This window comes from Bradyrhizobium guangzhouense, assembly GCF_004114955.1.
In the GTDB taxonomy this organism is placed as follows: Bacteria; Pseudomonadota; Alphaproteobacteria; order Rhizobiales; family Xanthobacteraceae; genus Bradyrhizobium; species Bradyrhizobium guangzhouense.
Map to the genome: position 1 here is coordinate 3,308,014 of NZ_CP030053.1, position 22,345 is coordinate 3,330,358.

The 22,345-nt window shown below is 63.2% G+C and carries 21 protein-coding genes and 1 tRNA gene; 15 read left to right on the top strand and 7 right to left on the bottom strand.

Annotated features, from left to right (window positions below; all coding sequences use genetic code 11):
* Nucleotides 1-18: 18 nt before the first annotated feature.
* From XH91_RS16065 to XH91_RS16075, 3 genes are all read right to left on the bottom strand, one after another.
* Nucleotides 19-1,299 (bottom strand): O-acetylhomoserine aminocarboxypropyltransferase, encoded by a 1,281-nt coding sequence (locus XH91_RS16065; RefSeq protein ID WP_128951474.1) that lies wholly within the window; start codon nucleotides 1,297-1,299, stop codon nucleotides 19-21.
* A 137-nt stretch (nucleotides 1,300-1,436) separates the two neighbouring features.
* Nucleotides 1,437-2,021 carry a CoA-binding protein gene (locus XH91_RS16070; protein WP_128954865.1) on the bottom strand — a complete coding sequence of 195 codons (585 nt, stop codon included), beginning with the start codon at nucleotides 2,019-2,021 and terminating at the stop codon, nucleotides 1,437-1,439.
* A gap of 106 nt (nucleotides 2,022-2,127) precedes the next feature.
* Nucleotides 2,128-2,952, bottom strand: a complete 825-nt coding sequence (locus tag XH91_RS16075) for an enoyl-CoA hydratase (RefSeq protein WP_128951475.1) — start codon at nucleotides 2,950-2,952, stop codon at nucleotides 2,128-2,130.
* 86 nt (nucleotides 2,953-3,038) lie between these two features.
* Between XH91_RS16075 and XH91_RS16080 the strand changes: the two genes are divergently transcribed.
* From XH91_RS16080 to XH91_RS16105, 6 genes are all read left to right on the top strand, one after another.
* Nucleotides 3,039-3,467, top strand: a complete 429-nt coding sequence (locus XH91_RS16080; protein ID WP_128951476.1) for a PaaI family thioesterase — start codon at nucleotides 3,039-3,041, stop codon at nucleotides 3,465-3,467.
* A 158-nt stretch (nucleotides 3,468-3,625) separates the two neighbouring features.
* On the top strand, nucleotides 3,626-4,090 hold the full coding sequence (rplM, locus tag XH91_RS16085; protein ID WP_015685724.1) for a 50S ribosomal protein L13: 465 nt from the start codon (nucleotides 3,626-3,628) through the stop codon (nucleotides 4,088-4,090).
* A 2-nt stretch (nucleotides 4,091-4,092) separates the two neighbouring features.
* Nucleotides 4,093-4,575: a 30S ribosomal protein S9 gene (rpsI, locus tag XH91_RS16090; protein ID WP_128951477.1), complete on the top strand. Its 483-nt coding sequence runs from the start codon at nucleotides 4,093-4,095 to the stop codon at nucleotides 4,573-4,575.
* Between the two features lie 229 nt (nucleotides 4,576-4,804).
* Entirely contained in the window at nucleotides 4,805-6,037 is a 1,233-nt protein-coding gene (locus XH91_RS16095; protein WP_128951478.1) for a GGDEF domain-containing protein, read from the top strand.
* A 56-nt stretch (nucleotides 6,038-6,093) separates the two neighbouring features.
* Nucleotides 6,094-6,330 carry a hypothetical protein gene (locus tag XH91_RS16100; RefSeq protein WP_128951479.1) on the top strand — a complete coding sequence of 79 codons (237 nt, stop codon included), beginning with the start codon at nucleotides 6,094-6,096 and terminating at the stop codon, nucleotides 6,328-6,330.
* Between the two features lie 99 nt (nucleotides 6,331-6,429).
* Nucleotides 6,430-6,726 carry an antibiotic biosynthesis monooxygenase family protein gene (locus XH91_RS16105; RefSeq protein WP_035673823.1) on the top strand — a complete coding sequence of 99 codons (297 nt, stop codon included), beginning with the start codon at nucleotides 6,430-6,432 and terminating at the stop codon, nucleotides 6,724-6,726.
* Between the two features lie 66 nt (nucleotides 6,727-6,792).
* Here the strand turns inward: XH91_RS16105 and XH91_RS16110 are convergent, their stop codons facing one another.
* Nucleotides 6,793-7,923, bottom strand: a complete 1,131-nt coding sequence (locus XH91_RS16110) for an AI-2E family transporter (RefSeq protein WP_128951480.1) — start codon at nucleotides 7,921-7,923, stop codon at nucleotides 6,793-6,795.
* A 131-nt stretch (nucleotides 7,924-8,054) separates the two neighbouring features.
* Here XH91_RS16110 and XH91_RS16115 point away from each other — a divergent pair, with 131 nt between their 5' ends.
* From XH91_RS16115 to XH91_RS16130, 4 genes are all read left to right on the top strand, one after another.
* Nucleotides 8,055-8,789, top strand: coding sequence for a hypothetical protein (locus tag XH91_RS16115; RefSeq protein ID WP_245470795.1), 735 nt, complete (start codon nucleotides 8,055-8,057; stop codon nucleotides 8,787-8,789).
* Nucleotides 8,790-8,878: 89 nt separating this feature from the next.
* On the top strand, nucleotides 8,879-9,652 hold the full coding sequence (locus XH91_RS16120) for a gamma-glutamyl-gamma-aminobutyrate hydrolase family protein (RefSeq protein ID WP_128951482.1): 774 nt from the start codon (nucleotides 8,879-8,881) through the stop codon (nucleotides 9,650-9,652).
* Nucleotides 9,653-10,065: 413 nt separating this feature from the next.
* On the top strand, nucleotides 10,066-11,439 hold the full coding sequence (locus tag XH91_RS16125) for an NfeD family protein (protein WP_128951483.1): 1,374 nt from the start codon (nucleotides 10,066-10,068) through the stop codon (nucleotides 11,437-11,439).
* Nucleotides 11,439-12,197 carry a slipin family protein gene (locus tag XH91_RS16130; RefSeq protein ID WP_430644562.1) on the top strand — a complete coding sequence of 253 codons (759 nt, stop codon included), beginning with the start codon at nucleotides 11,439-11,441 and terminating at the stop codon, nucleotides 12,195-12,197. Before XH91_RS16125 ends, XH91_RS16130 begins: the two co-directional genes overlap by 1 nt.
* 210 nt (nucleotides 12,198-12,407) lie before the next feature.
* Here the strand turns inward: XH91_RS16130 and glnA are convergent, their stop codons facing one another.
* Together glnA and XH91_RS16140 are read right to left on the bottom strand one after the other, a co-directional pair.
* Complete coding sequence (glnA, locus tag XH91_RS16135; RefSeq protein ID WP_128951485.1) at nucleotides 12,408-13,817, bottom strand: type I glutamate--ammonia ligase; 1,410 nt, start codon at nucleotides 13,815-13,817, stop codon at nucleotides 12,408-12,410.
* 150 nt (nucleotides 13,818-13,967) lie between these two features.
* A complete protein-coding gene (locus XH91_RS16140; protein ID WP_007603495.1) occupies nucleotides 13,968-14,306 on the bottom strand; it encodes a P-II family nitrogen regulator in 339 nt (112 codons plus the stop codon).
* 378 nt (nucleotides 14,307-14,684) lie between these two features.
* Here XH91_RS16140 and XH91_RS16145 point away from each other — a divergent pair, with 378 nt between their 5' ends.
* Nucleotides 14,685-16,184: an NAD(P)H-hydrate dehydratase gene (locus XH91_RS16145; RefSeq protein ID WP_128951486.1), complete on the top strand. Its 1,500-nt coding sequence runs from the start codon at nucleotides 14,685-14,687 to the stop codon at nucleotides 16,182-16,184.
* Between the two features lie 102 nt (nucleotides 16,185-16,286).
* Here the strand turns inward: XH91_RS16145 and XH91_RS16150 are convergent, their stop codons facing one another.
* The gene (locus XH91_RS16150; protein WP_128951487.1) at nucleotides 16,287-17,597 is read right to left on the bottom strand and encodes a multicopper oxidase domain-containing protein; all 1,311 of its coding nucleotides are present in this window, start codon (nucleotides 17,595-17,597) and stop codon (nucleotides 16,287-16,289) included.
* 154 nt (nucleotides 17,598-17,751) lie between these two features.
* Between XH91_RS16150 and XH91_RS16155 the strand changes: the two genes are divergently transcribed.
* The 4 genes from XH91_RS16155 (at nucleotide 17,752) to clpX (ending at nucleotide 22,040) form a co-directional block, all read left to right on the top strand.
* Nucleotides 17,752-17,836, top strand: a tRNA-Leu gene (locus XH91_RS16155).
* 184 nt (nucleotides 17,837-18,020) lie between these two features.
* Nucleotides 18,021-19,379 carry a trigger factor gene (gene tig, locus XH91_RS16160; RefSeq protein WP_128951488.1) on the top strand — a complete coding sequence of 453 codons (1,359 nt, stop codon included), beginning with the start codon at nucleotides 18,021-18,023 and terminating at the stop codon, nucleotides 19,377-19,379.
* A gap of 303 nt (nucleotides 19,380-19,682) precedes the next feature.
* A complete protein-coding gene (locus XH91_RS16165; protein WP_128951489.1) occupies nucleotides 19,683-20,318 on the top strand; it encodes an ATP-dependent Clp protease proteolytic subunit in 636 nt (211 codons plus the stop codon).
* A 450-nt stretch (nucleotides 20,319-20,768) separates the two neighbouring features.
* Nucleotides 20,769-22,040: an ATP-dependent Clp protease ATP-binding subunit ClpX gene (gene clpX / locus XH91_RS16170; RefSeq protein ID WP_018642420.1), complete on the top strand. Its 1,272-nt coding sequence runs from the start codon at nucleotides 20,769-20,771 to the stop codon at nucleotides 22,038-22,040.
* The last annotated feature ends 305 nt before the right edge of the window (nucleotides 22,041-22,345 follow it).

Sequence of the window (22,345 nt, forward strand, 5' to 3'; positions counted from 1 at the left end):
ATGGACGATGGTGGAACTCTACGCGCTCAGCGCCTGCTCCAGGTCGGCGATCAGGTCTTCCTTGTCCTCGATGCCGATCGAGAGCCTGACGACATCTGGGCCGGCGCCGGATTTGACCTTGGCGGCGTCGTCGAGTTGGCTGTGGGTGGTCGAGGCCGGATGGATGACCAGCGAGCGGGTGTCGCCGACATTGGCGAGGTGCGAGAACAGCTGCAGTTTCGACACCAAATTGACGCCGGCGTCGTAACCGCCCTTGAGGCTGAAGGTGAACACCGCACCTGCGCCCTTCGGCGCATATTTGCGCGCGAGCTGGTTGTACTTGTCGCTGGCCAGGCCCGCATAGCTCACCGAGGCCACCGCCGGATGACTAGCGAGGAATTCGGCAACCGCCTTGGCGTTGTCGCAGTGCTTCTGCATGCGCAGCGGCAGCGTCTCGATGCCGGTCAGGATCATGAAAGCGTTGAACGGCGACAGCGCCGGGCCAAGGTCGCGTAAGCCCAGCACGCGGCAGGCGATCGCGAAGGCGAAATTGCCAAACGTCTCTTGCAGGCGGATGCCGTGATATTCGGGCCGCGGCTCCGACAGCATCGGGTATTTGCCACCGGTGGACCAATCGAAGGTGCCGGCATCGACGATGATGCCGCCGAGCGAATTGCCATGACCGCCCAGAAATTTGGTCAACGAGTGCACGACGATGTCGGCGCCATGATCTATCGGGCGGATCAGATAGGGCGAGGCCAGAGTGTTGTCGACGATCAGCGGCACGCCAGCCTTGCGTGCCACCGATGAGATCGCCTCGATGTCGGTGATGCTGCCAGCGGGATTGGCGATGGACTCGATGAAGATCGCTTTCGTGCGTGGCGTTACCGCGCGCTCGAAGCTCGCGATGTCGTCGGGGTCGGCCCACACCACGTTCCAGCCGAAGCTCTTGAACGCATGCGTGAACTGGTTGATCGAGCCGCCATAGAGTTTTCGCGCGGCGATGAATTCGTCGCCGGGCTGAAGCAATTGCTGCAACACCACGACCTGCGCGGCGTGGCCCGAGGCGACCGCAAGCGCAGCGGTGCCGCCCTCGAGCGCGGCAACGCGCTCCTCGAGCACCGCGTTGGTCGGGTTGCCGATGCGGGTATAGATGTTGCCGAACGCCTGCAGGCCGAACAGTGAGGCGGCGTGGTCGGCGTCGTTAAAGACGAAGGACGTCGTTTGATAGATCGGCGTCGCGCGCGCACCGGTGGTCGGATCGGGCTGTGCACCGGCATGCACGGCGAGGGTCGAAAATCCCGGAAGGCGATCGCTCATTGAGGCGTCCTATTCTCGTGGTCTGAAATCGCGCGGCATGCTGATCGGCGCCGTGCCCGGCGTCAAGCCGCAGCTTCACATCGCAACGATCGTGCTACCCATTGACGCATTCGCGAAACGAATCGTTCGCAATTGCGTCAGCTTTGCTCGCTCTTGTTTTTGGCGGCGCGATCGGAGGCTGCAGTGTCGCCACCGCCGACGCTCATTCGATTGAGGGACAGGCGCATGCCCTGCGTCGGCGCCGGCGGGCGCTTGGAGGAGAGCGTGCGCGAATTGACGCCCATCCAGGAGATCTCCGACGACAGCCGGCCATATTCGATCTTGGGGCAGCGGTTCATCACGACCTTGATACCCGCGGCCTCAGCCCTTTCCGCCGCTGCATCGTCACGCGCGCCGAGCTGCATCCAGATCACCTTCGGCAGAGGATCGAGCGCAAGCGCTTCCTCGACCACGGGCATGATGTGGCTGGAGTTACGGAAAATGTCGATCATGTCGACGGGGCGGCCGATGTCGCGAAGCGATGCGACGAAGGGCTTTCCGAGCAGGTCCTTGCCAACATGCCCGGGATTGACCGGGATCATGTCGTAGCCGCGCTGCGCCAGATATTTGAACGCAAAGTAGCTCGGCCGCACATTGACCGGCGAGGCGCCGACCATCGCGATCGACTTCACGCCGTTGAGGATGCTGCGGATGTAATTGTCGGGATAGGCGTCGTGGTTCATGTGATCCTTCATCTGTCGTTCCGGGGCGGCTCGAAGAGCCGAACCCGGAACCTCGACATTCCAGGTTCGATGCTGCGCATCGCCCCGGAATGACGGTGAAATGTCGCTACTCATCCCGCCATGTCGGCGTGCGCTTCTCGATGAAGGCGCCGATGCCTTCTTCGGCGTCGCGGGCCATCATGTTCTCGGTCATCACCTCTGCCGCATAGCGATAGGCATCCGCAAGGCTCATCTCGGCTTGCCGGTAGAACGCCTCCTTGCCGAGCTTGACGGTGTAGGCGGATTTCAGCGCGACCTGTTGCGCCAGCGCGATCGCGGCCTCGCGCTCGGCGCCGGCGGCGACCACGCGATTGACGAGGCCGATCTCTCTCGCGCGCGCGGCCGGGACCGGTTCACCGGTCAGCAGCATCTCCATCGCCTGCTTGCGCGGCACGTTGCGCGACAGCGCCACCATCGGCGTCGAGCAGAACAGGCCGATGTCGACGCCGGGCGTGGCGAAACTCGCCGCGTCCGATGCGACAGCGAGATCGCAGCTCGCGACGAGCTGGCAGCCGGCCGCGGTCGCGATGCCCTGGACGGCCGCGACCACGGGCTTGGGCAGACTTACGATCGCCTGCATCATCGCGCTGCAGGCATTCATGGTCTCGGCAAAGAAGGCGCGGCCACGATCGGGATCAGTGCGGCGCGCGGTCAGTTCTTTCATGTCGTGACCGGCGGAGAAGGCGGGGCCGTTGGCTGCCAGCACGACGCCGCGGACGGCCTTGTCGCCGCCGATGTCATCAAGCTCTGCGTGCAAACTCGCGATCATCGCTGTCGAGAGGCTGTTGCGCGCGGCCGGCCGGTTCAGGGTCAGCACGGCAATGGGCCCGATCATTTCGCGCAGCAGAATTCGCTGGAGTGGCGAGGGGGCGCGGGCGGCCTGGGGGGACATTGCGGCGTTTCCGATTGGATTATTACGGTTGGATGATGCAGATAACCTAATGTAGCAGGCCACGTGAAGCGAGGGTGGGGAACAGCATGACGGTAGCGAAAATGAGCGTGGCGGAGCTCGAGCAGTTTCTCCGCGACGAATTCCCCCAGGCCTTCAGCGGCGACGACATCACGATCGAGAGCGCGGACGGCCAGACCTGCCTGCTGCGCCAGCGCTACGGCGAGAAGATGCTGCGGCCTGGTGGAACCGTATCAGGCCCGACGCTGATGGCGCTGGCCGATTTCGCCATGTACGTGGTGCTGCTTTCCGCGATCGGACCGATCGGGCTCGCGGTGACCACCAATCTCAACATCAATTTTCTCCGCAAGGGCCAGCCAGGACAGGACGTGCTGGCGGAGGCACGGCTGCTCAAGCTCGGCAAGCGCCTGGCGGTCGGGGAGGTGAAGCTGTTGTCGGGGACGTCGCCCGATCCGATCGCCCATGTCACCTCCACCTATTCCATTCCAAATATTTGAGCTTTTTGCAGGTAATATCGCACCATAATTTTAAGTTATTGATTTTACTTACGTAATATACATCTTTGGGCATTGACCATCGCGCGCCTCTTCTCTAGAAACCCACGCAGTCCGGTGCGGTGTTCGCGCCGCTATTCCCCGTCCACGGAAACTCTGACATGAAAACCTTTTCGGCAAAGCCGGCCGAGGTGACGAAGAAGTGGGTGCTGATCGACGCCAAGGGTCTGGTCGTCGGCCGTCTCGCCACCATCGTCGCCATGCGTCTGCGCGGCAAGCACCTCCCGACCTACACCCCGCACGTTGATTGCGGCGACAACGTCATCATCATCAATGCCCAGCATGCGGTCCTCACCGGCCGCAAGCGCGAGCAGAAGACCTATTACAAGCACACCGGCTATGTCGGCCACGTCAAGGAGCGCACCGCGCGCCAGATCCTTGAAGGCAAGCATCCCGAGCGCGTGCTCGAGAAGGCCGTCGAGCGCATGATCCCGCGTGGTCCGCTCGGTCGCGTCCAGATGGGCAACCTCCGCGTCTATGGCGGTGCCGATCATCCGCACGAGGCCCAGACGCCCGAGAAGCTGGACATCGCCAAGTTGAACCGCAAGAACACGAGGGCCGCATAATCATGGCCGAATCCATTCAGTCGCTCGACCAGCTTTCGCAGCTCAAGACCGCCGCCGTGGCGTCGGATGCGCCCAAGCACGAGAAGAAGGTCGACAAGTTCAACCGCGCCTACGCCACCGGCAAGCGCAAGGACGCGGTCGCCCGCGTCTGGATCAAGCCGGGCGCCGGCAAGGTCACCGTCAACTCGCGCGAGGTCGAGGTCTATTTCGCCCGACCCGTGCTGCGCATGATGATCGAGCAGCCGTTCTCCGTGGCCCAGCGTTCGGGCCAGTACGACGTGATCTGCACGGTCGCCGGCGGCGGTCTGTCCGGCCAGGCGGGCGCTGTGCGTCACGGCATCTCCAAGGCTCTGACCTATTTCGAGCCCGAGCTGCGCAGCGTGCTCAAGAAGGGCGGCTTCCTCACCCGCGACTCGCGCGTGGTCGAGCGTAAGAAGTACGGCAAGGCCAAGGCCCGCCGGTCCTTCCAGTTCTCGAAGCGTTAATCGCTTCGGTTACATTCGCCGCGAAAGCGGCTTCAATGAGAAGCAAAAAGGCGCTGATTTCAGCGCCTTTTTTGTTGTTCGTTTGTACGCAAATTGAGCGCGTGTTTCCCGAAAACTTGGGCCTGCGTGAAAACCTGAATGGAACTCGCGGGACCTAGCGTCGCAGCTGGAAGGGCGCGCAAGTCGGCTGGGCCGATCGCGTAACTGCTATGTTTAGAAGGGGGCCGACATGATGTCGCTCGATAGCATCACGCTCTATTTGGTCGCCACGATGGTCGCCGCATTGCTCGGCGCCATGATGGTGTTTTTCGGCAGACAGGAGAACAGCCCGGCGCTGAAATGGTGGGGCACCGCCTATCTGCTCGGCGCGTCCTCCGTCGCGCTGTGGACCGCGACCGGCGACAAGCTCGGCCCCTACCTCTACCTCGCCCTGAACGCAGTCGGCTTCGTCGCCTGCGGCCTGGTGTGGAATGCGGCGCGCGTCTTCCACGGCCGCAAGCCGAATTGGCCGGGTCTCGTATTCGGCGCGGTCGCCTGGGTTGCGGCCGCGACGTTGCTCGATCCAACGGCTGCCATGCTGCGCATGATCATCGGCGCCGGCATTGTCTCGGTCTATGCAGCGCTGACCGCGAGCGAACTCTGGGTCGAACGGCGCAAGAGCCTGCAACGGCGCTGGCCGGCGTTCGTCGTGCCTGTGATGCACGGCTGCGTGCTGATGCTGCCGATTCTGCTCGGCAGCTTCCTGCGCCCGCACGACGCAGGCTTCTCCACCAGCGTTTGGGTCACCGTGTTCGCGGTCGAGCTGATCCTCTATGCCGTCGGCACCGTATTCGTGATCTTCATGCTGGTGTCCGAGCGCACCGTCACCGCGCACCGCACCGCTGCGTCGACCGATCCGCTCACCGGCATGCTCAACCGCCGCGGCTTCTCGGAAGCCTGCGCGCGGATGATCGAGCGTGAGGCCAAGGGCGGCCGCCCGGTCACGGTGATGATTTTCGACATCGACCATTTCAAGTCGATCAACGATCGCTTCGGCCATCCCGCTGGCGACGAGATGCTGAGACTGTTCTCGACCATCGTCGTCAACAATCTGCGCATCTCGGACCTGTCGGGTCGCATCGGCGGCGAGGAGTTCGCCGCGCTGCTGCCTTGCGCGCTCGAGGAAGGCGTACTGGTCGCCGAACGCGTGCGCGAGGCGTTCGAGACATCAGGCGTCGTGGTCGAGGAGGGCCCGGTCGACACCACCGTCAGCATCGGCGTGGCCGGCGGGCCCGCCGGTACCGAGCTCGAGGTGTTGCTGGCCTCGGCCGATACCGCGCTCTACCAGGCCAAGCGCGGCGGCCGCAATCGCGTCGAGGCGGCGGAGGAGCTGCCGCTGTCGCTGGAGAACTGGCGCCGCCAGAGCGCCGCGCGGATCGGCGTCCCCAAGGGACCGTCCAAGACACAGCCCGCGACCGCCTGAGACGAAGGAGCCTCGCGGTAATCCTCTGTTTACCATTCGGTTCCACCATAACGGTCATGGAATCGATCCGTCGACAGAACCCGCAAGCTGCCCTGATGTCGCTCGAAGCCGCCGCGAGCTCGGCACGCGGCGGTTTCGCCTGTCTGTTCTCGACCGCGGATGAATACGAGACCGCGCTGATCGCCGAGCGCCGCGCCCAGGGGCGCTATATCAAGAGCCGCAGCTATTGGCCGCTTGCGCTGTTTCTGGGGTGCGCGTTCGTCGTTGCCGGCAGCGTGCTGCTGTTCGCCTGACAGCGCCGCGTTTTCGACCGGGCAGGGCGCCGTTTCGGCGCCTTTTTCTTTGCCTCCGTCTGCGCTAGACACGGCCACCAAACAAAGGGGTGGAAACCGATGATCACCGAGATCGCGCAAATCGACGTCAAGCCGGGCAGCGAGAAGGACTTCGAGGCCGCCGTCGCCAAGGCCAAGGCCGCCTTCGGCCGTTCCAAGGGCTTTCACGGTTTCGAGCTGCATAAGTCGATCGAGAAGCCGCAGCGCTACCGGTTGATGGTGAAATGGGCGACGCTGGAGAACCACACCGTCGATTTCCGCGGCTCCGAGAACTTCACCGAATGGCGCGGCCTCGTCGGCCAGTATTTTGCCTCGCCTCCGGAAGTCGAGCACACCGAGACCGTGCTGACGACCTGAGCTGGCTCACGCCGCATTTTCGTTTGAGCATGATCTTTTCGGAAAGCCGCTGCGCACTTTTCCGGATCATGCTGCGAGAGGCGGCGCATCATGCGTCTTGAAATGATCGATCATGACCTTGGCGATGGCGACCAGTGGCAGCGCCAGCGCCAGGCCCCAGATTCCGAAGACGACGCCGAGCAGGATCTGGAACGCGAACAGCGTGGCCGGCGGGATGTCCAGCGCCTGCCGCTGCAGCAGCGGCGTCAGCACGTAGCTCTCCATCGCGTGCACACCGAGGAACAGGATCAGCGCCGATAGCGCGGGGAACCAGCCCGAGGCGAGACTCGCCAGCACCACGACGACGCCGGCGATGATGGCGCCGACTGTCGGGATGAAGGCGAGCAGGCCGGCTTGAATCCCCAGGATGAACGAGCCGGGGATGCCGATGACGGCAAGCCCGATCCAGGTCACGAGGCCGACCGCGAGCATGACGATGATTTGCGCGATCAGCCAGCGCTCAAGCGTCTCGCCGATCCGGTCGATGATCAGCGTCGCGCGGATGCGGTGCTTCGCCGGTGCGAGAAACAGCAGTCCGTCGTGATAGACACTGGGTTGCGCCGCGAAGGCGAGCCCGAGGAACAGCACAATGAAGATGTTGCCGACGGCGCTGATTGCGCCGAACAGCAGCTTGAAGGTCTGGCTCACGATCGCCCCGCCGCTGGAGGCAAGCGCACCTGCACCCGGCAAGGGGCCGTGTGCATTCGGGCTCGGCCCCGACGCCGTATCGCCCGCGGAGGCGGGGGCCGCGGAATTGGTATTGCCGAGATCGAAGAAGCTGGTGTCGATGCCATGGTTCTCCAGGTAGGACCTGACATGCGCGATCTGCGACTTGATGGTATTGCTGAGCACCGACGCCTGATCGGCGATGGTCGCCCCGCCGAGATAGGCGACGCCCGCAAGCAGGGCCGCAAGCACGATGCAAACGATCGCAAGCCGCACCGCATGCGGCAGGTGCACGCGGCGGCCGAGTGCGTTGGTCAAGGCGTTGAGGCCGACGCCGAACAGCATGCCGGCGAAGATCAGGAGCAGGGTGGCGGCAAAGTACCAGGTGAAGACCAACATGGCCGTGAACAGCACGACGCCGATACCGCCAACCGAGATGGCCCAGGCGAGATCATTGCGAGTCTGGGACCGTTCATCTCCGGAGATCGTCACATCAAGTCCTTTTCGGCGGCTGTGGGCGAGACACTCTTTCGGCAAACGCGTGTCCGATCAAGACCGCGTTAACGCGCTGGTTTGACGCTGCCGCTCGAACGGTGCAGACCGGTCAGAAAAGAACAGGTGGGGTGCGCTTGAGTTTCATCAGCAAATGGGCCGGTCTGCTCGGACTCCTGGCCTTGATCGTGATCGCGGACCAGATCCGGATCAACCGTCCCGGCCACAAATATCGCCTCACGGTCGAGGTTACGACGCCTGATGGGATCAGGACCGCCTCCGGCATTCTGGCCGTCGTGCCCGATCGCAACTACAACCGCGGAGGCCGCACCACGATGCGCGGGGAGGCTGTGTTCGTCGATCTCGACCAAGATCGCAGTCAAGACCGCGGCAAAGGCAAGAACCTGGTGGCGTTGCTGGCGCATCAGCAGGGAGCCAAGCTTGACCTCGACGACATCAACTACGTCGCGCTCCGTGCCTACGGCGCCGCGCGCGGCAACCGTGTCTCGTTCAGCGATATCGCCAGGCAAACCGGCATTGTCCCGGTGCAGGGGGAGCTGATCCCCGTGCTCCTGAGCTTTGGGGATCCCGGAGATCCCCAGACCGCGCGGCTCGTCGCGGCCGAGCATGCGGACACCGTTCTCGGCAGCGGCTACGCCATCCGTGGCCTCACCGCCGAGGTGGTGCCCAACGGTTTTTGGCCGATCGATTTCGGTGGCGTGCTCGGGGAGCCTGTGACGCGCGGAATCGAGACGAAATTGCCCTGGCTGGCCACGCCGGGCGACCAGGCGGCAACTGCGCTGAAGGCCGCCGGCCTGCCCGCCACAGGCGCGACCCAGGCCTTGGAGGCATTTGCGCGAAAATAGCATTGCCGTCCCGCGATCCCTTCTGTTGAATTTGTTCCATCCCAAGGGCATCTTTGGAGAATCTTTTCGGCGGGAGGTCGGAACGGGAGATGAGAAAGCCGGTCGTCGGCGTGATCGGGAACGCCCATCGCGTCGAAAATCGATTTCAGGTCCAGATGGTCGGCGAGCGCAATTTGCGCGCCGTGGCCGAGGTTTCAGGCGGCTTGCCGGTGATGTTCGCGGGCGCGCCCGACATCACCGACATCGCAGCGCTGCTCGACACCGTCGACGGTATCGTGCTGACCGGTGCCCGCGCCAACGTGCATCCGACCCGCTTCAACGTGGACCCCTGCGAAAAGCACGAACCCTATGACATCCACCGCGACGAGGTCGCGCTGGCGCTTTCGGTCGCCTGCGTCTCGCGCGGTATTCCGCTGTTCGGCATCTGCCGTGGCCTGCAGGAGATGAACGTCGCTTTTGGCGGCTCGCTGCATCCTGAGATCCGAGAAATCCCCGGCCGCATGAACCACCGCATGCCCCGGCTCGAGAACGGAGAGATCCATCCCGATCCGACCGTCGTGTTCGCCGACCGTCATGATGTCGACCTCACGCCGGGCGGGGCGTTTGCCAAGATTCTCGGCTGCGAGAAAATCCGGGTCAATTCGCTGCACGGGCAGGGTATCCTCGATCCCGGCAAGCGCGTGCTGATCGAAGGCGTCGCCGAAGATGGCACCATCGAGGCGATCCGCATCGCGGAGGCTCCGACCTTCGCGCTCGGTGTGCAATGGCACGCCGAATACGACCCGCAGCGCAATCCAATCAACCGAAAATTGTTCGAGGCGTTCGGCGAAGCGATGGTGGCGAAGCAGAAGGCGGCGGCCTAGGTTCGCATGCGAGAGGCGTGCGGCATGCTTTCGCCCCGCCTGTCATTGCGGGCCCCGCGACGCATTCGAATTTTTTCAGCGCTCGGATTCTGGATTACCTCGCTCGAATAAACCAATCGGCAAGATTTGGTTGGCGCTGATCTTTGCGATTCCGATTCGTTCTTTGCGAACGAAATGGAGTCAGATGCAGAACGAAAATGGCAGCCACGGCTTCGCATTTTCATGACAGATACCGCCTCAGCTTGGTCTCTTTCCGCGCCTGCATCCCGGGAATGACGGGGGACATTGTCTGCGACATGAGTGTTGCCGGTCGACCCCGTCCATTGCATCGCACAATCGCAATTGTGGGTGACCGTATCCCGCATTGAGGTTTGCGTGACGGCCACCATATCTTCGGCAAGGGAGCCCTTGCCGTGCAGATCATGAAGGCGGCCCTCGTTGCGGCGATCGGCATCGTCGCCTGTCTTGCCTGCCTCCGTCCCGGCTCAGCGGAGGATCACCGCCGTCTTGCACTCACCGTCACAATCGACGGCGCCATCGGACCTGCGTCGGCGAGCTATGTGAAGGAGGCGCTGGCCAAGGCCAGCGAACGGCGCGCCGAGATCGTGATCCTTCGCATGAATACGCCCGGCGGCCTCAATTCCAGCATGCGCGAGATCATCGCGGATATACTTGGCTCGACCGTTCCTGTCGCCGGCTACGTTGCGCCGGCCGGCGCCCACGCGGCAAGCGCCGGGACCTATATCCTCTATGCGACCCATATCGCGGCGATGGCGCCGGGCACCAATATCGGTGCGGCCACGCCGGTGCAGATTGGCGGATCGCTTCCGGGCCTGCCGAGCGGTACGCCGGACAAGGACAGCAAGGACAAGAAAGACGAGCCGAAGGACGCGATGACGGCGAAGGTGACGAACGACGCCGTCGCCTTCATCCGCAGCCTTGCCGAACTGCGCGGCCGCAATGCCGATTGGGCGGAGAAGGCGGTCCGCGAAGCGGCCACGTTGTCCGCCAACGGCGCGCTGCAGGCGCACGCCATCGACCTTGTCGCGCGCGATGAGGCCGATTTGCTCAGGCAGATCGACGGTCGCGTGGTCGAGCTCGGCGGCGGCACGACGCAGCGCCTGGCAACACGGGATGCCGTCATCGAAGCCGTCGATCCCGGCGGGATCTCCCGATTCCTCGCCGTCATCACCGATCCCAACGTCGCGTTCATTCTTCTGATGGTCGGCATTTATGGCCTCATCTTCGAGTTCATGTCGCCCGGCACCGTTGCTCCAGGCGTGGTCGGGACGATCTGCCTGCTGCTCGGCCTCTACGCCCTCAATATGCTGCCGATCAATTATGCCGGGCTCGGTCTGATGCTGGTCGGCATCGCGCTCCTCGCCATCGAAGCCTTCAATCCGACCGTGGTGATCGGTCTTGGCGGCGTCGTCGCCTTTGTGCTGGGCGCCATCATGCTGGTCAGGGTCGAAGCGCCCGGCTACCGGCTGTCGTGGTCGCTCATCGCCGTCGTCGCGGCGATCTTCTCGGGTTTCGTTTTGGTCGTGCTCGGCGCGCTCCGGCGCGCCCGCCGCGGCTCGCCACGGGTCGGTGCGCAGGCCATGCGAGGCCTGATCGCCGAGGTGCTCGACTGGAACGAGAACGAGGGGCATGTCTTTACGCATGGCGAACGCTGGCAAGCGCGCGGCGCCGACAGCTTCAAGCCCGGTGAGAGAGTCGAGGTCGCAAATATCGTCGACTTGACCCTGGTAGTTCGGCGGCCGAGCGGTGAGGGAGGTCAGGTCTGATGTTCGAATATTCGCTTTATGCAGCGCTCTTGCTGATCGTCATCCTGTTTCTCACCCAGGCCGTTCGCATCCTCAGGGAATACGAGCGCGGGGTGATCTTCACGCTCGGCCGCTTCACCGCGGTGAAGGGGCCGGGCCTCGTCATCCTGATTCCGGTCGCGCAGCAGTTGGTCAAGGTCGACCTCAGGGTGATGGTGCAGGTGGTGCCGCCCCAGGATGTAATTTCGCGCGACAACGTCTCGGTCAAGGTCAATGCCGTTCTCTACTTCCGCATCGTCGATCCCGAGCGCGCCATCATCAAGGTCGGCGACTACATGGCCGCGACCAGTCAGCTCGCCCAGACCACGCTGCGCTCGGTGCTTGGCAAGCACGAGCTCGACGAGATGCTCGCCGAACGCGACAGGTTGAACGCCGACATCCAGGAAATCCTCGACAAGCAGACCGACGTCTGGGGCATCAAGGTGACCGGCATCGAGATCAAGGATGTCGATATCAACGAAACCATGGTGCGCGCGATCGCCAAGCAGGCCGAAGCGGAACGGTTGCGGCGCGCCAAGGTGATCAACGCGATGGGCGAACAGCAGGCCGCCGAAAAATTGGTCGAGGCCGGCCGGATTCTCGCACAGGAGCCGCAGGCGATGCAGCTGCGCTACTTCGCGGCGCTGCACGACATCGCCGGCGAGCGGTCGTCGACCATCGTGTTTCCGTTGCCGACCGGATTGCTGGATCATCTGACGTCGCGGCGTGAGGCGACGTGAACGTGGATCGACGATAAGAGGGCGACGAACAGCTCGGGCCGAATAAACCAATCAGCAAGGATTGGTGCGTGCCGCTTTTTCGCGATTCCGATTCGTTCTTTGAGAACAGAATGGAGTCAGACGCAGAACGAAAGTTGAGTTTCGATTGCCCAAAATGAAAAGGCGCCCCTCACGGAGCGCCTTTTGTCTGTTGCATTCTGTCCGGGCCGCTTAGCCCGAATAGTACATCTCGAATTCGACCGGATGCGGGGTCATTTCAAAACGGGCGACCTCGGTCATCTTCAGCTCGATGTAGGCATCGATGAAGTCGTCGTCGAACACGCCGCCGTTCTTGAGGAAACCGCGATCCTTGTCGAGGTTCTCGAGCGCTTCGCGGAGCGAACCGCAAACGGTCGGGATCTGCTTCAGCTCTTCCTTCGGCAGATCGTAGAGGTCCTTGTCCATCGCCGGACCCGGATCGATCTTGTTCTTGATGCCGTCGAGGCCCGCCATCAGCATCGCGGCGAAGCCGAGATAGGGGTTGGCCATCGGATCGGGGAAGCGCACCTCGACGCGCTTGGCCTTCGGCGAAGCGGTGTAGGGGATGCGGCAGGAGGCCGAGCGGTTGCGCGCGGAGTAGGCGAGCAGCACGGGGGCCTCATAGCCCGGGACCAGACGCTTGTAGGAGTTGGTCGACGGGTTGGTGAAGGCGTTGATCGCCTTGGCGTGCTTGATGATGCCGCCGATGTAGTGGAGGCAGGTCTCCGAGAGGTCGGCATATTTGTTGCCGGCGAACACCGGCTTGCCGTCCTTCCAGATCGACTGGTGCACGTGCATGCCCGAGCCGTTGTCGCCATAGACCGGCTTCGGCATGAAGGTGGCGGTCTTGCCGTAGATGTGCGCGACCTGGTGGATGCAGTATTTGTAGATCTGCATGTGGTCGGCCATCAGCGTCAGCGTGTCGAACTTCATTCCGAGCTCGTGCTGGGCGGACGCGACCTCGTGGTGATGCTTCTCGACCTTGACGCCCATCTTGGCCATGGCGCCGAGCATTTCCGAGCGCATGTCCTGCACCGAGTCCTGCGGCGGCACGGGGAAGTAGCCGCCCTTGGTGCGGATGCGGTGGCCGAGATTACCGCCTTCATATTCGGTGTCGGCGTTGATCGGCAGCTCCGAGGAGTCGAGCCGGAAACCGGTCTTGTAGGGATCGGACGAATAGCGCACGTCGTCGAACACGAAGAACTCGGCTTCGGGGCCGACGAACACGCTGTCGCCCACGCCCATCGACTTCACCATGGCCTCGGCCTTCTTGGCGATGCCGCGGGGGTCGCGGTTGTAGGGTTCGCCGGTGGTCGGCTCGAGCACGTCGCAGGTGATGACCATGGTGGTTTCGGCGAAGAACGGATCGATCGTCGCGGTCACCGGATCGGGCATCAGGCACATGTCGGACTCGTTGATCGCCTTCCAGCCGGCGATCGAGGAGCCGTCGAACATCGTTCCTTCGGCGAAAATGTCCTCATCGATCATGCTGACGTCGAACGTGACGTGCTGCCACTTGCCGCGCGGATCGGTGAAGCGCAGGTCGACGTACTTGACGTCGTTGTCCTTGATCGATTTCAGGACGTCTTTGGCGGTCTTCATGCATACCCCTTTTGGCTCTGCGGGTCGGTTTCCAGATGAGCAGATTCGTTCTCGCTTTCGGCGAGTTGGCGCAACCGCACAAACGAAATCAGGCCGCCGAAGCAGCCTTTTTTCTTTCAGAGTGTCGCAAAATTCGGGATAGCACCCGGCTCAGATAGCGTCCAGCCCCGATTCGCCGGTTCGGATGCGGATCGCCTCTTCGATATTGGAGACGAAGATTTTGCCGTCGCCGATGCGCCCGGTTTGCGCGGCGCGGCGGATTGCGTCGATGGCGCGCTCGACCAGGTCGTCGCCGATCACGATCTCGATTTTCACCTTGGGCAAGAAGTCGACGATGTATTCTGCGCCGCGGTAGAGCTCGGCATGGCCCTTCTGGCGGCCAAAACCCTTGGCCTCGGTCACGGTGATGCCCTGGAGGCCGACTTCCTGAAGCGCTTCCTTCACCTCGTCGAGCTTGAACGGCTTGATGATGGCTTCGATTTTCTTCACTGCGCGCCTCCCGGCATTTCGATCAAATAGCAACGTCTTCGTCAGGATGCGCTTGTCTCACGCACGATTTTGTCTTCGTCATGCCGGGACCTGACCCGCCCGGCAACAACGGCCGGCCACACCCAGAAGATGCCAGTGAGCACGACGAACCGAAGCGGCTTCCTCGAAAGCAGGGTCTATGCCAAGTTGCAAATGCCCTGATTATCGGAGCGTTATCAGCCTTTTAACGAGCGCATCTGATAGGTGGAGCCGATCGGCTCAAAATACCGCAGACTATGAAATAGGCAAACAGTTCAATATCTGGGCAGAGACTTGTTCCGTCGGGTGTGTCGGCACGGAACGTGCCTGTTGAAAAGGCGTTTGGACCAGGGAAGTGGCATGGAAGTACTGACCAACGCAGAAATGCAGCGCGCGGACCAGCTCAGCATTGCGGCAGGCACGCCCGGCTTCAAGCTGATGCTGAGCGCGGGCCAAGCGGTCGCGGCGGCCGCCAACGCGCTGGTCGAGGAGGGGCCGATCCTGATCGTCGCCGGGCCCGGCAATAATGGCGGCGACGGTTTTGTCGCGGCCGCCGAGCTCGCCGCGCAGGGGCGCGAGGTTTCGGTGATCCTGATGTGCGAGCGCGATCAGCTCCAGGGCGATGCCGCCTCGGCTGCGCGCGGCTGGAAGCATCCGGTGCTGCCGTTCAATCCGCAAGCGATCGGCAGGCCGGCGCTGATCATCGATGCCTTGTTTGGTGCCGGCCTCAGTCGTCCCGTCGACGGTGAGGCGGGCGCGATGATCGAGGCGATCAATGCCAATGGCGCGCCGGTCCTCGCCGTCGATCTGCCGAGCGGCATCAACGGCACCAGTGCGGCGGTGATGGGCATGGCGGTGAACGCCACCGAGACCGTCACCTTCTTCCGCAAGAAGCCTGCGCATTTGCTGCTGCCCGGCCGGATGCATTGCGGCCGCGTGCGCGTTGCCGATATCGGCATCGACGCCCAAGTGCTCGACGAGATCGCACCGCAGACCTTCGAGAACGACCCGGATTTCTGGGGCGCTGCCTTTCCGGTACCGCGCATCGACGGCCACAAATATGCGCGTGGCCATGTGCTGGCGGTGTCCGGCGATGCGGCCGCGACCGGCGCGGCGCGGCTCGCCGCCCGCGGGAGCTTGCGCGCCGGCGCGGGCCTCGTGACGCTCGCAACGCCGCGCGATGCGCTTGCGATCAACGCAAGCGCGCTGACATCAGTGATGGTTCGCCCCGTGGACACCGCGATCGAGTTCGGCGAGCTGCTGGGAGACAGGCGCTACAATACGTGCATGATCGGGCCTGGCGCCGGCATTGGCGAGCGCACCTGCGATATGGTTCACACCGCGATCTCGGCGCAGCGCCATGTCGTGCTCGATGCGGATGCGCTGACGAGCTTCGCTGCAAATCCAGAGCGGCTGTTTGAATCGATCAAGTCCGAGCCCTTGGCCCAGGTCGTGCTGACGCCGCATGAGGGCGAGTTTCCACGCTTGTTCTCCGATCTCAGCAACAAGACACCAGGCCGCTCGAAGCTCGAGCGCGTGCGAGCCGCCGCCGAACGCTCCGGCGCCGTCGTGCTGCTGAAGGGCCCTGACACCACGATCGCGGCGCCCGACGGCCGCGCCACCATCGCCGCCAATGCGCCGCCCTGGCTCGCCACCGCCGGCGCCGGCGACGTGCTCTCGGGCATCATCGCAGGGCTCCTGGCGCAAGGTGTGCCGGCGTTCGAGGCCGCCTGCATCGGCGTCTGGATGCACGGCGAGGCAGCGAGCGAAGCCGGGCCGGGGCTGATCGCGGAAGATCTCACCGAAACGCTGCCGGCGGTGCACCGGCGCATCTATAACGCGCTTGGGATCGAGTATTGATGCTGAGGCAGTTCGCGCTCACCGATATGGGCACGTCGGCGCAAGCGAATCGGGAGAACGAGCCGGACGCGCGTTACGTTTGGACACGGCCGGGCCGATAGCTCACTCCACGCCGTACCAGCGCACCAGCCGCGGTGCGGCCCAATCGGTCACGACGGATTCGATCAGCCATCGCCCCGGCGAGGTCGCAGCGAAGGCGATGCGTTCAGTCTGGCCGGGCGCGATGGCGAGCGTGTCGAGCCAGTAGGGCTTCCAGCCATCGTCGAGCTTGTCGAGAAGGCGGAAATGGTGGCCATGCAGACAGAAGACGGTGGCGACGGAGGCGGGGTTCTTCAAGGCGAGTACGACGGTGCGGCCGGCCTTGATCCGGAAGGCGGGGTCCGAGGCGGTGGAGAGGTTTGCTGTCCGCGCCCATCCGGTGTCGGGCGCGCCGAGCGTGACATCCAGCCGCAGGGCCCCTTTGAGGTCGAGCTTTTCGGGCAGATCGTTCGAGGGCAGCGGCCGCGGCGCCAGGAGAGGCGCACGCCGCTCCAACCAGCCGGTGAGCATGAGAGCCCCAATCCGGCGCGCCTCCTTGCCATCGTGGAGCAGGAATTGGGCCGATCTGGCCGTGTCCACAAATGCGTCGACGCGCGCGCCCGGAGCCAGCACCAGGGCGCCGTTGCGCGCCGGGAACGGTTCGGCAGGCTGGCCGTCGAGGGCCATGACCTGGACGTCGTGGCCCTCCAATTTGATCGCCAGAACAGAACGTTGCGAGCCATTGATAAAGCGCAGCCGCAGTCGCTGGTTGCCCAGGGCTGAGAGTTCGAATGAAGTCAGTCCGTTGATCGTATAGAGCGACATGGCGTCCTTCGGATCCTCGCCCGGTGGGACCGCGGTGCCATCCGGCCTCAGGCGCCATTCCTCGATCAGCAGGACTTCGTCGCGATCGACGGCGATGGGGGTCGTCTCGGCGGCAACGATCGGAAGCGGCCGAGCGTGCTGCTTCAGTCCGCTCTCGAACAGGCGAAAGTCAACCAGCAAGGTTCCGGCTGATAATATTGAAATTGTTGATGTTTCTGTCGCCCCGGGTGCTGTCGGCGCGCGCCTCCAATAAGGGTCTTCCACACCGTTGAGGCCGTACCAGGCTGGCGCCAGCGGCACGGGCAGGTCATTTCGAAACACCACTTCGCAGAGATCGCCACGCCGGAGATGGACGCCCTTGGTATGGCTTGCGGCGGCAAGCTCCCAGATCGGTGTCGCTGTCTGGTCCTGCCTCAGATCCAAGGTTGCGGGCTTGGCCTGGAGAAGGGCCTGGGAGGTCGGCAGCGGGGCCGCGCCGCCCGCGATGAACCCGGCCACCGGGGCTGCGAGGGAAGCTCCCAGCCCGGCCAAAACCTGGCGCCGATCGGGGGCAAAAATCCGCTGTCTCATGCTGCGATCCGGACCACGCGGCGCTGGATAAGTCCAGCCATCGTGCCTACTTGAAGGCTGACTCCATCGGGCCATTTTTTTGCTGCGAACAGTCGGGCGCATGCTATAAGCCCGGCCGCCCGCGGCATCGCGGCCGGTCTTGATGCAAATTCACGCGGGCGTGGCGGAACTGGTAGACGCGCTGGATTTAGGTTCCAGTGACGAAAGTTGTGGGGGTTCGAGTCCCTCCGCCCGCACCAAGCGCTTATCGCGTTTGCACGGATTACTGAGGGGCCTTGGCTCCCGCACGGAAGTTTTTCCGTCTGGGGCCGGGCTCGATGAACCCACCGGCATTGAGGCGTTTTGCCTCGCGCCGGATCGATTAATGACAGCGTCCCGACGCGGATAGCGTGCCGGGACCGAACGAGAAGAAGATTGGACGCCATGCAGGTCACAGAAACCCTCTCCGAAGGTTTGAAGCACGAGTTCAAGATCAGCGTTCCCGCGTCTGATCTCGACGCCAAGGCTGGCGCCAAGCTCGTCGACCTCAAGGACAAGGTACGCCTCAACGGCTTCCGTCCCGGCAAGGTGCCGGTCACTCACCTCAAGAAGGTCTATGGCCGCTCGGTGATGGCCGAGACCATCGACCAGACCATCCGCGACACCAACACCCAGCTGTTTTCCGAGCGCGGCTTCAAGCTCGCAACCGAGCCGAAGATCACGATGCCGACCGAACAGGCTGAGGTCGAGGAGCTGCTGAGCGGGAAGACCGATCTGACCTACACGGTCGCGATCGAAGTGGTGCCCGCCATCGCGCTCGCCGACTTCAAGACCTTCCAGGTCGAGAAGCCCGTCGCCGACGTGTCCGATTCGGACGTCGACGAGGCGATCAAGCGCATCGCCGACACCAACCGCGGCTATGCCGCCAAGGCCGAGGGCGAGAAGGCCGCTTCCGGCGACCGCGTCACCATCAACTTTAAGGGCACCATCAACGGCGAAGCCTTCGAGGGTGGCACCGGTGAGGGCATCCAGGTCGCGATCGGCTCCAACACCTTCATTCCGGGCTTCGAGGAGCAGCTCATCGGCATTGGCGCGAACGAGACGCGCACGCTGAAAGTCTCGTTCCCCAAGAACTACATGAGCGAGAAGCTCGCCGGCCAGCCGGCCGAGTTCGAGACCACCGCGACGCTGATCGAAGCGCCGCAGGACATCGCGATCGACGACGAGTTTGCCAAGACGCTCGGCCTGGAGTCGCTGGACAAGCTGAAGGAAGCTGCCCGCGAGCGCCTGGCTGCCGAGTTCGCCGGCGCGACTCGCCAGCGCGTCAAGCGTGCGCTGCTCGATCGTCTCGATGAGGCGCATCGCTTCGAGGCGCCGCCCTCGCTGGTCGACGAGGAGTTCAACCTGATGTGGAACTCGGTCAAGGCCGAGATGGACTCCGCCGGCAAGACTTTTGCCGACGAGGACACCACCGAGGACAAGGCCAAGGAAGAGTACCGCAAGATCGCCGACCGCCGCGTGCGTCTCGGCCTCGTGCTCTCGGAGATCGGCGAGAAGAACAAGATCACCGTCACGGACGACGAAGTCGGCCGCGCGGTGATCGAGCGTGCGCGGCAGATGCCGGGCCGCGAGAAGGAAGTCTGGGACTTCTATCGCAACAATGCCCAGGCATTGGCCCAGCTTCGTGCACCGATCTATGAGGACAAGGTCGTCGACTTCATCCTCGAGCTCGCCAACGTGACCGAGAAGAAGGTCTCGCGCGAGGACCTGTACAAGGACGACGAGGAAAAGACCGCGGCCTGAAGGCTTTGACGCAGTCTTCTATTAAGGATGATCGGCGAACGGCCCAGCTAGCCAGATGGCCGGCTGGGTCTTTTTGCGAGAATCAGCTTCAAGTGCCGCAAAGGGCCCGATGGATTAAGCCTTAATTCGCTCCGCACTTGTCTGGCGCGAATTGGGCTATATCTGTCGGTACCTGTGCGTTGTACCTCTACTAACTTCCTGCATCACGGGACGTCCATCGGCCTTCCGGCACATCCAGTCCGACTGGCAGCCAAGACTGCAGCCAAGACTGGCGATGTCCGCCTCTAAAACCCTAGGTGACTCATGCGCGATCCGGTTGAAACCTACATGAACCTCGTGCCCATGGTGGTCGAGCAGACCAACCGTGGCGAGCGCGCCTACGACATTTTCTCGCGCCTGCTGAAAGAGCGCATCATCTTCGTGACCGGACCGGTCGAGGACGGCATGTCGACGTTGATCGTCGCGCAGCTGCTGTTCCTCGAGGCGGAAAATCCGAAGAAGGAAATCTCGATGTACATCAACTCGCCGGGTGGCGTGGTGACGTCGGGCCTTGCGATCTACGACACCATGCAGTTCATCCGCCCGCCGGTCTCGACGCTGTGCACCGGCCAGGCGGCTTCGATGGGTTCCCTGCTGCTCGCTGCCGGTGAGAAGGACATGCGCTTCTCGCTGCCGAACGCGCGCATCATGGTTCACCAGCCCTCCGGCGGCTTCCAGGGCCAGGCCACGGACATCATGCTGCACGCGCAGGAAATCCTGAACCTGAAGAAGCGGCTCAATGAGATCTACGTGAAGCACACCGGCCAGACCTACAAGACGATCGAGGACGCGCTGGAACGAGACAAGTTCCTGACCGCGAACGACGCCAAGGAGTTCGGTCTGGTCGACAAGGTCATCGACAAGCGTGCCGAAGAGGCCGCATCTGCGAAGACCCCGTAGCACTACCGGGACTGCGACAGCGATCCCTGCGATGAGCGGGGATCGTCAGCGCGGCGCTCACGTCAGGAACGCCGTTTCCGAGGGCGCAAAAACCATATTTGCGCCCTGCGACAAGCAGAAAGTTCCGCTTTCGTGCTCGTTTTTTCGTGCTAATGCAGCAACGTCGGGGTGATTTCGGTCACTTCGCCCGTGCCAAGACGTGAAATCACGGTATTGTAACGGGTAGCCGGCGACCCCCCGATTAGCGAATTCTTGATAGTCGGGTGACAGCATGGTTGGCTACGATTGATCGGCTATGATCGCGGAGAATCGAGTGACCGTGATTCGCACGGGATGTAACGCGTAGGGTCTTTTTTGGTACGGAATTTGCTCTATTTGAATCCCTTACCCGCCAACGTTTCGGGATGGGACGATCGAGCGGACGGGATCGAACCGCGGACGGAGACATGAATGAGTAAGGTCGGCACGAGCGACTCCAAGAACACGCTATATTGCTCGTTCTGCGGCAAGAGCCAGCACGAAGTCCGCAAACTGATCGCGGGTCCCACGGTCTTCATCTGCGATGAGTGCGTCGAGCTCTGCATGGACATCATCCGCGAGGAGAACAAGTCCTCGCTGGTCAAGTCGCGCGACGGCATTCCGACGCCGAAGGAAATCTGCAAGGTCCTGGACGATTACGTCATCGGCCAGAGCCATGCGAAGAAGGTCCTGTCGGTCGCGGTGCACAATCACTACAAGCGCCTCAACCACCAGACCAAGCACAACGACGTCGAGCTTGCGAAGTCGAACATCCTGCTGATCGGTCCGACCGGCTCGGGCAAGACGCTGCTCGCGCAGACGCTCGCCCGCATCCTGGACGTGCCGTTCACCATGGCGGATGCGACCACGCTGACCGAAGCCGGCTATGTCGGCGAGGACGTCGAGAACATCATCCTGAAGCTGCTCCAGGCCGCCGACTACAATGTCGAGCGCGCCCAGCGCGGCATCGTCTACATCGACGAAATCGACAAGATCAGCCGCAAGTCCGACAATCCCTCGATCACGCGCGACGTGTCGGGTGAGGGCGTCCAGCAGGCGCTGCTGAAGATCATGGAAGGCACGGTGGCTTCGGTCCCGCCGCAGGGCGGCCGCAAGCATCCCCAGCAGGAATTCCTGCAGGTGGATACCACCAACATCCTGTTCATCTGCGGCGGTGCGTTCGCCGGCCTCGAGAAGATCATCTCGGCGCGCGGGCGGTCCACCTCGATCGGTTTCGCCGCCCAGGTGATGGCGCCGGAAGACCGCCGTACCGGCGAGATCTTCCGTCACGTCGAGCCTGAGGATCTCTTGAAGTACGGCCTCATCCCCGAATTCGTCGGCCGTCTGCCCGTGGTGGCAACGCTCGAGGATCTGGACGAGACTTCGCTGAAGAAGATCCTCACCGAGCCGAAGAACGCGCTGGTGAAACAGTACCAGCGGCTGTTCGAGATGGAGAACATCGAGCTGACCTTCGCCGACGAGGCGCTTGGCGCGGTTGCCCGTAAGGCGATCGAGCGCAAGACCGGCGCGCGTGGTCTGCGTTCGATCCTCGAAGCGATCCTGCTCGAGACCATGTTCGACCTGCCGGGCCTGGAAGGTGTGGAAGAAGTCGTGATTTCCCGCGAAGTTGTGGAAGGCACGGCGCGCCCGCTCTACATCTACGCCGATCGGACCGATCGCGCGGTCGAGAACGCCAGCGCCTGATTTGCCGGCGCTGGGACGCTCCAACGTCTTTGCTAGTAGCGGCTGCGGACATCTCCTCCGCAGCCGGAATTGCGTCGCTTACCCACGTGCGTAAGCGCCTGATGGCGCGTGTTTTTCAATGACTTGACACCCCCCCGGTCGATAGCCACCTAATGTCGGCGGCGAGCGAGAATTCTGTTCAAGATTCGCCTCAGTTTCGATCCGGCAAGCCCGGTCCAACCTACGAAGGGTAGACCGGTTTTGCGGATCAATTCGGCACCTTGTGGCGGTTGCGCACCAGAATGCGGGCTGCGTGCGAGGGGGCA

Coding starts and splice junctions, on each gene's coding strand:
- XH91_RS16065 (WP_128951474.1), bottom strand. CDS start 1,299: ATGAGCGATCGCCTTCCGGGATTTTCGACCCTCGCCGTGCATGCCGGT.
- XH91_RS16070 (WP_128954865.1), bottom strand. CDS start 2,021: ATGAACCACGACGCCTATCCCGACAATTACATCCGCAGCATCCTCAAC.
- XH91_RS16075 (WP_128951475.1), bottom strand. CDS start 2,952: ATGTCCCCCCAGGCCGCCCGCGCCCCCTCGCCACTCCAGCGAATTCTG.
- XH91_RS16080 (WP_128951476.1), top strand. CDS start 3,039: ATGACGGTAGCGAAAATGAGCGTGGCGGAGCTCGAGCAGTTTCTCCGC.
- rplM (WP_015685724.1), top strand. CDS start 3,626: ATGAAAACCTTTTCGGCAAAGCCGGCCGAGGTGACGAAGAAGTGGGTG.
- rpsI (WP_128951477.1), top strand. CDS start 4,093: ATGGCCGAATCCATTCAGTCGCTCGACCAGCTTTCGCAGCTCAAGACC.
- XH91_RS16095 (WP_128951478.1), top strand. CDS start 4,805: ATGATGTCGCTCGATAGCATCACGCTCTATTTGGTCGCCACGATGGTC.
- XH91_RS16100 (WP_128951479.1), top strand. CDS start 6,094: ATGGAATCGATCCGTCGACAGAACCCGCAAGCTGCCCTGATGTCGCTC.
- XH91_RS16105 (WP_035673823.1), top strand. CDS start 6,430: ATGATCACCGAGATCGCGCAAATCGACGTCAAGCCGGGCAGCGAGAAG.
- XH91_RS16120 (WP_128951482.1), top strand. CDS start 8,879: ATGAGAAAGCCGGTCGTCGGCGTGATCGGGAACGCCCATCGCGTCGAA.
- XH91_RS16130 (WP_430644562.1), top strand. CDS start 11,439: ATGTTCGAATATTCGCTTTATGCAGCGCTCTTGCTGATCGTCATCCTG.
- glnA (WP_128951485.1), bottom strand. CDS start 13,817: ATGAAGACCGCCAAAGACGTCCTGAAATCGATCAAGGACAACGACGTC.
- XH91_RS16145 (WP_128951486.1), top strand. CDS start 14,685: ATGGAAGTACTGACCAACGCAGAAATGCAGCGCGCGGACCAGCTCAGC.
- XH91_RS16150 (WP_128951487.1), bottom strand. CDS start 17,597: ATGAGACAGCGGATTTTTGCCCCCGATCGGCGCCAGGTTTTGGCCGGG.
- tig (WP_128951488.1), top strand. CDS start 18,021: ATGCAGGTCACAGAAACCCTCTCCGAAGGTTTGAAGCACGAGTTCAAG.
- XH91_RS16165 (WP_128951489.1), top strand. CDS start 19,683: ATGCGCGATCCGGTTGAAACCTACATGAACCTCGTGCCCATGGTGGTC.
- clpX (WP_018642420.1), top strand. CDS start 20,769: ATGAGTAAGGTCGGCACGAGCGACTCCAAGAACACGCTATATTGCTCG.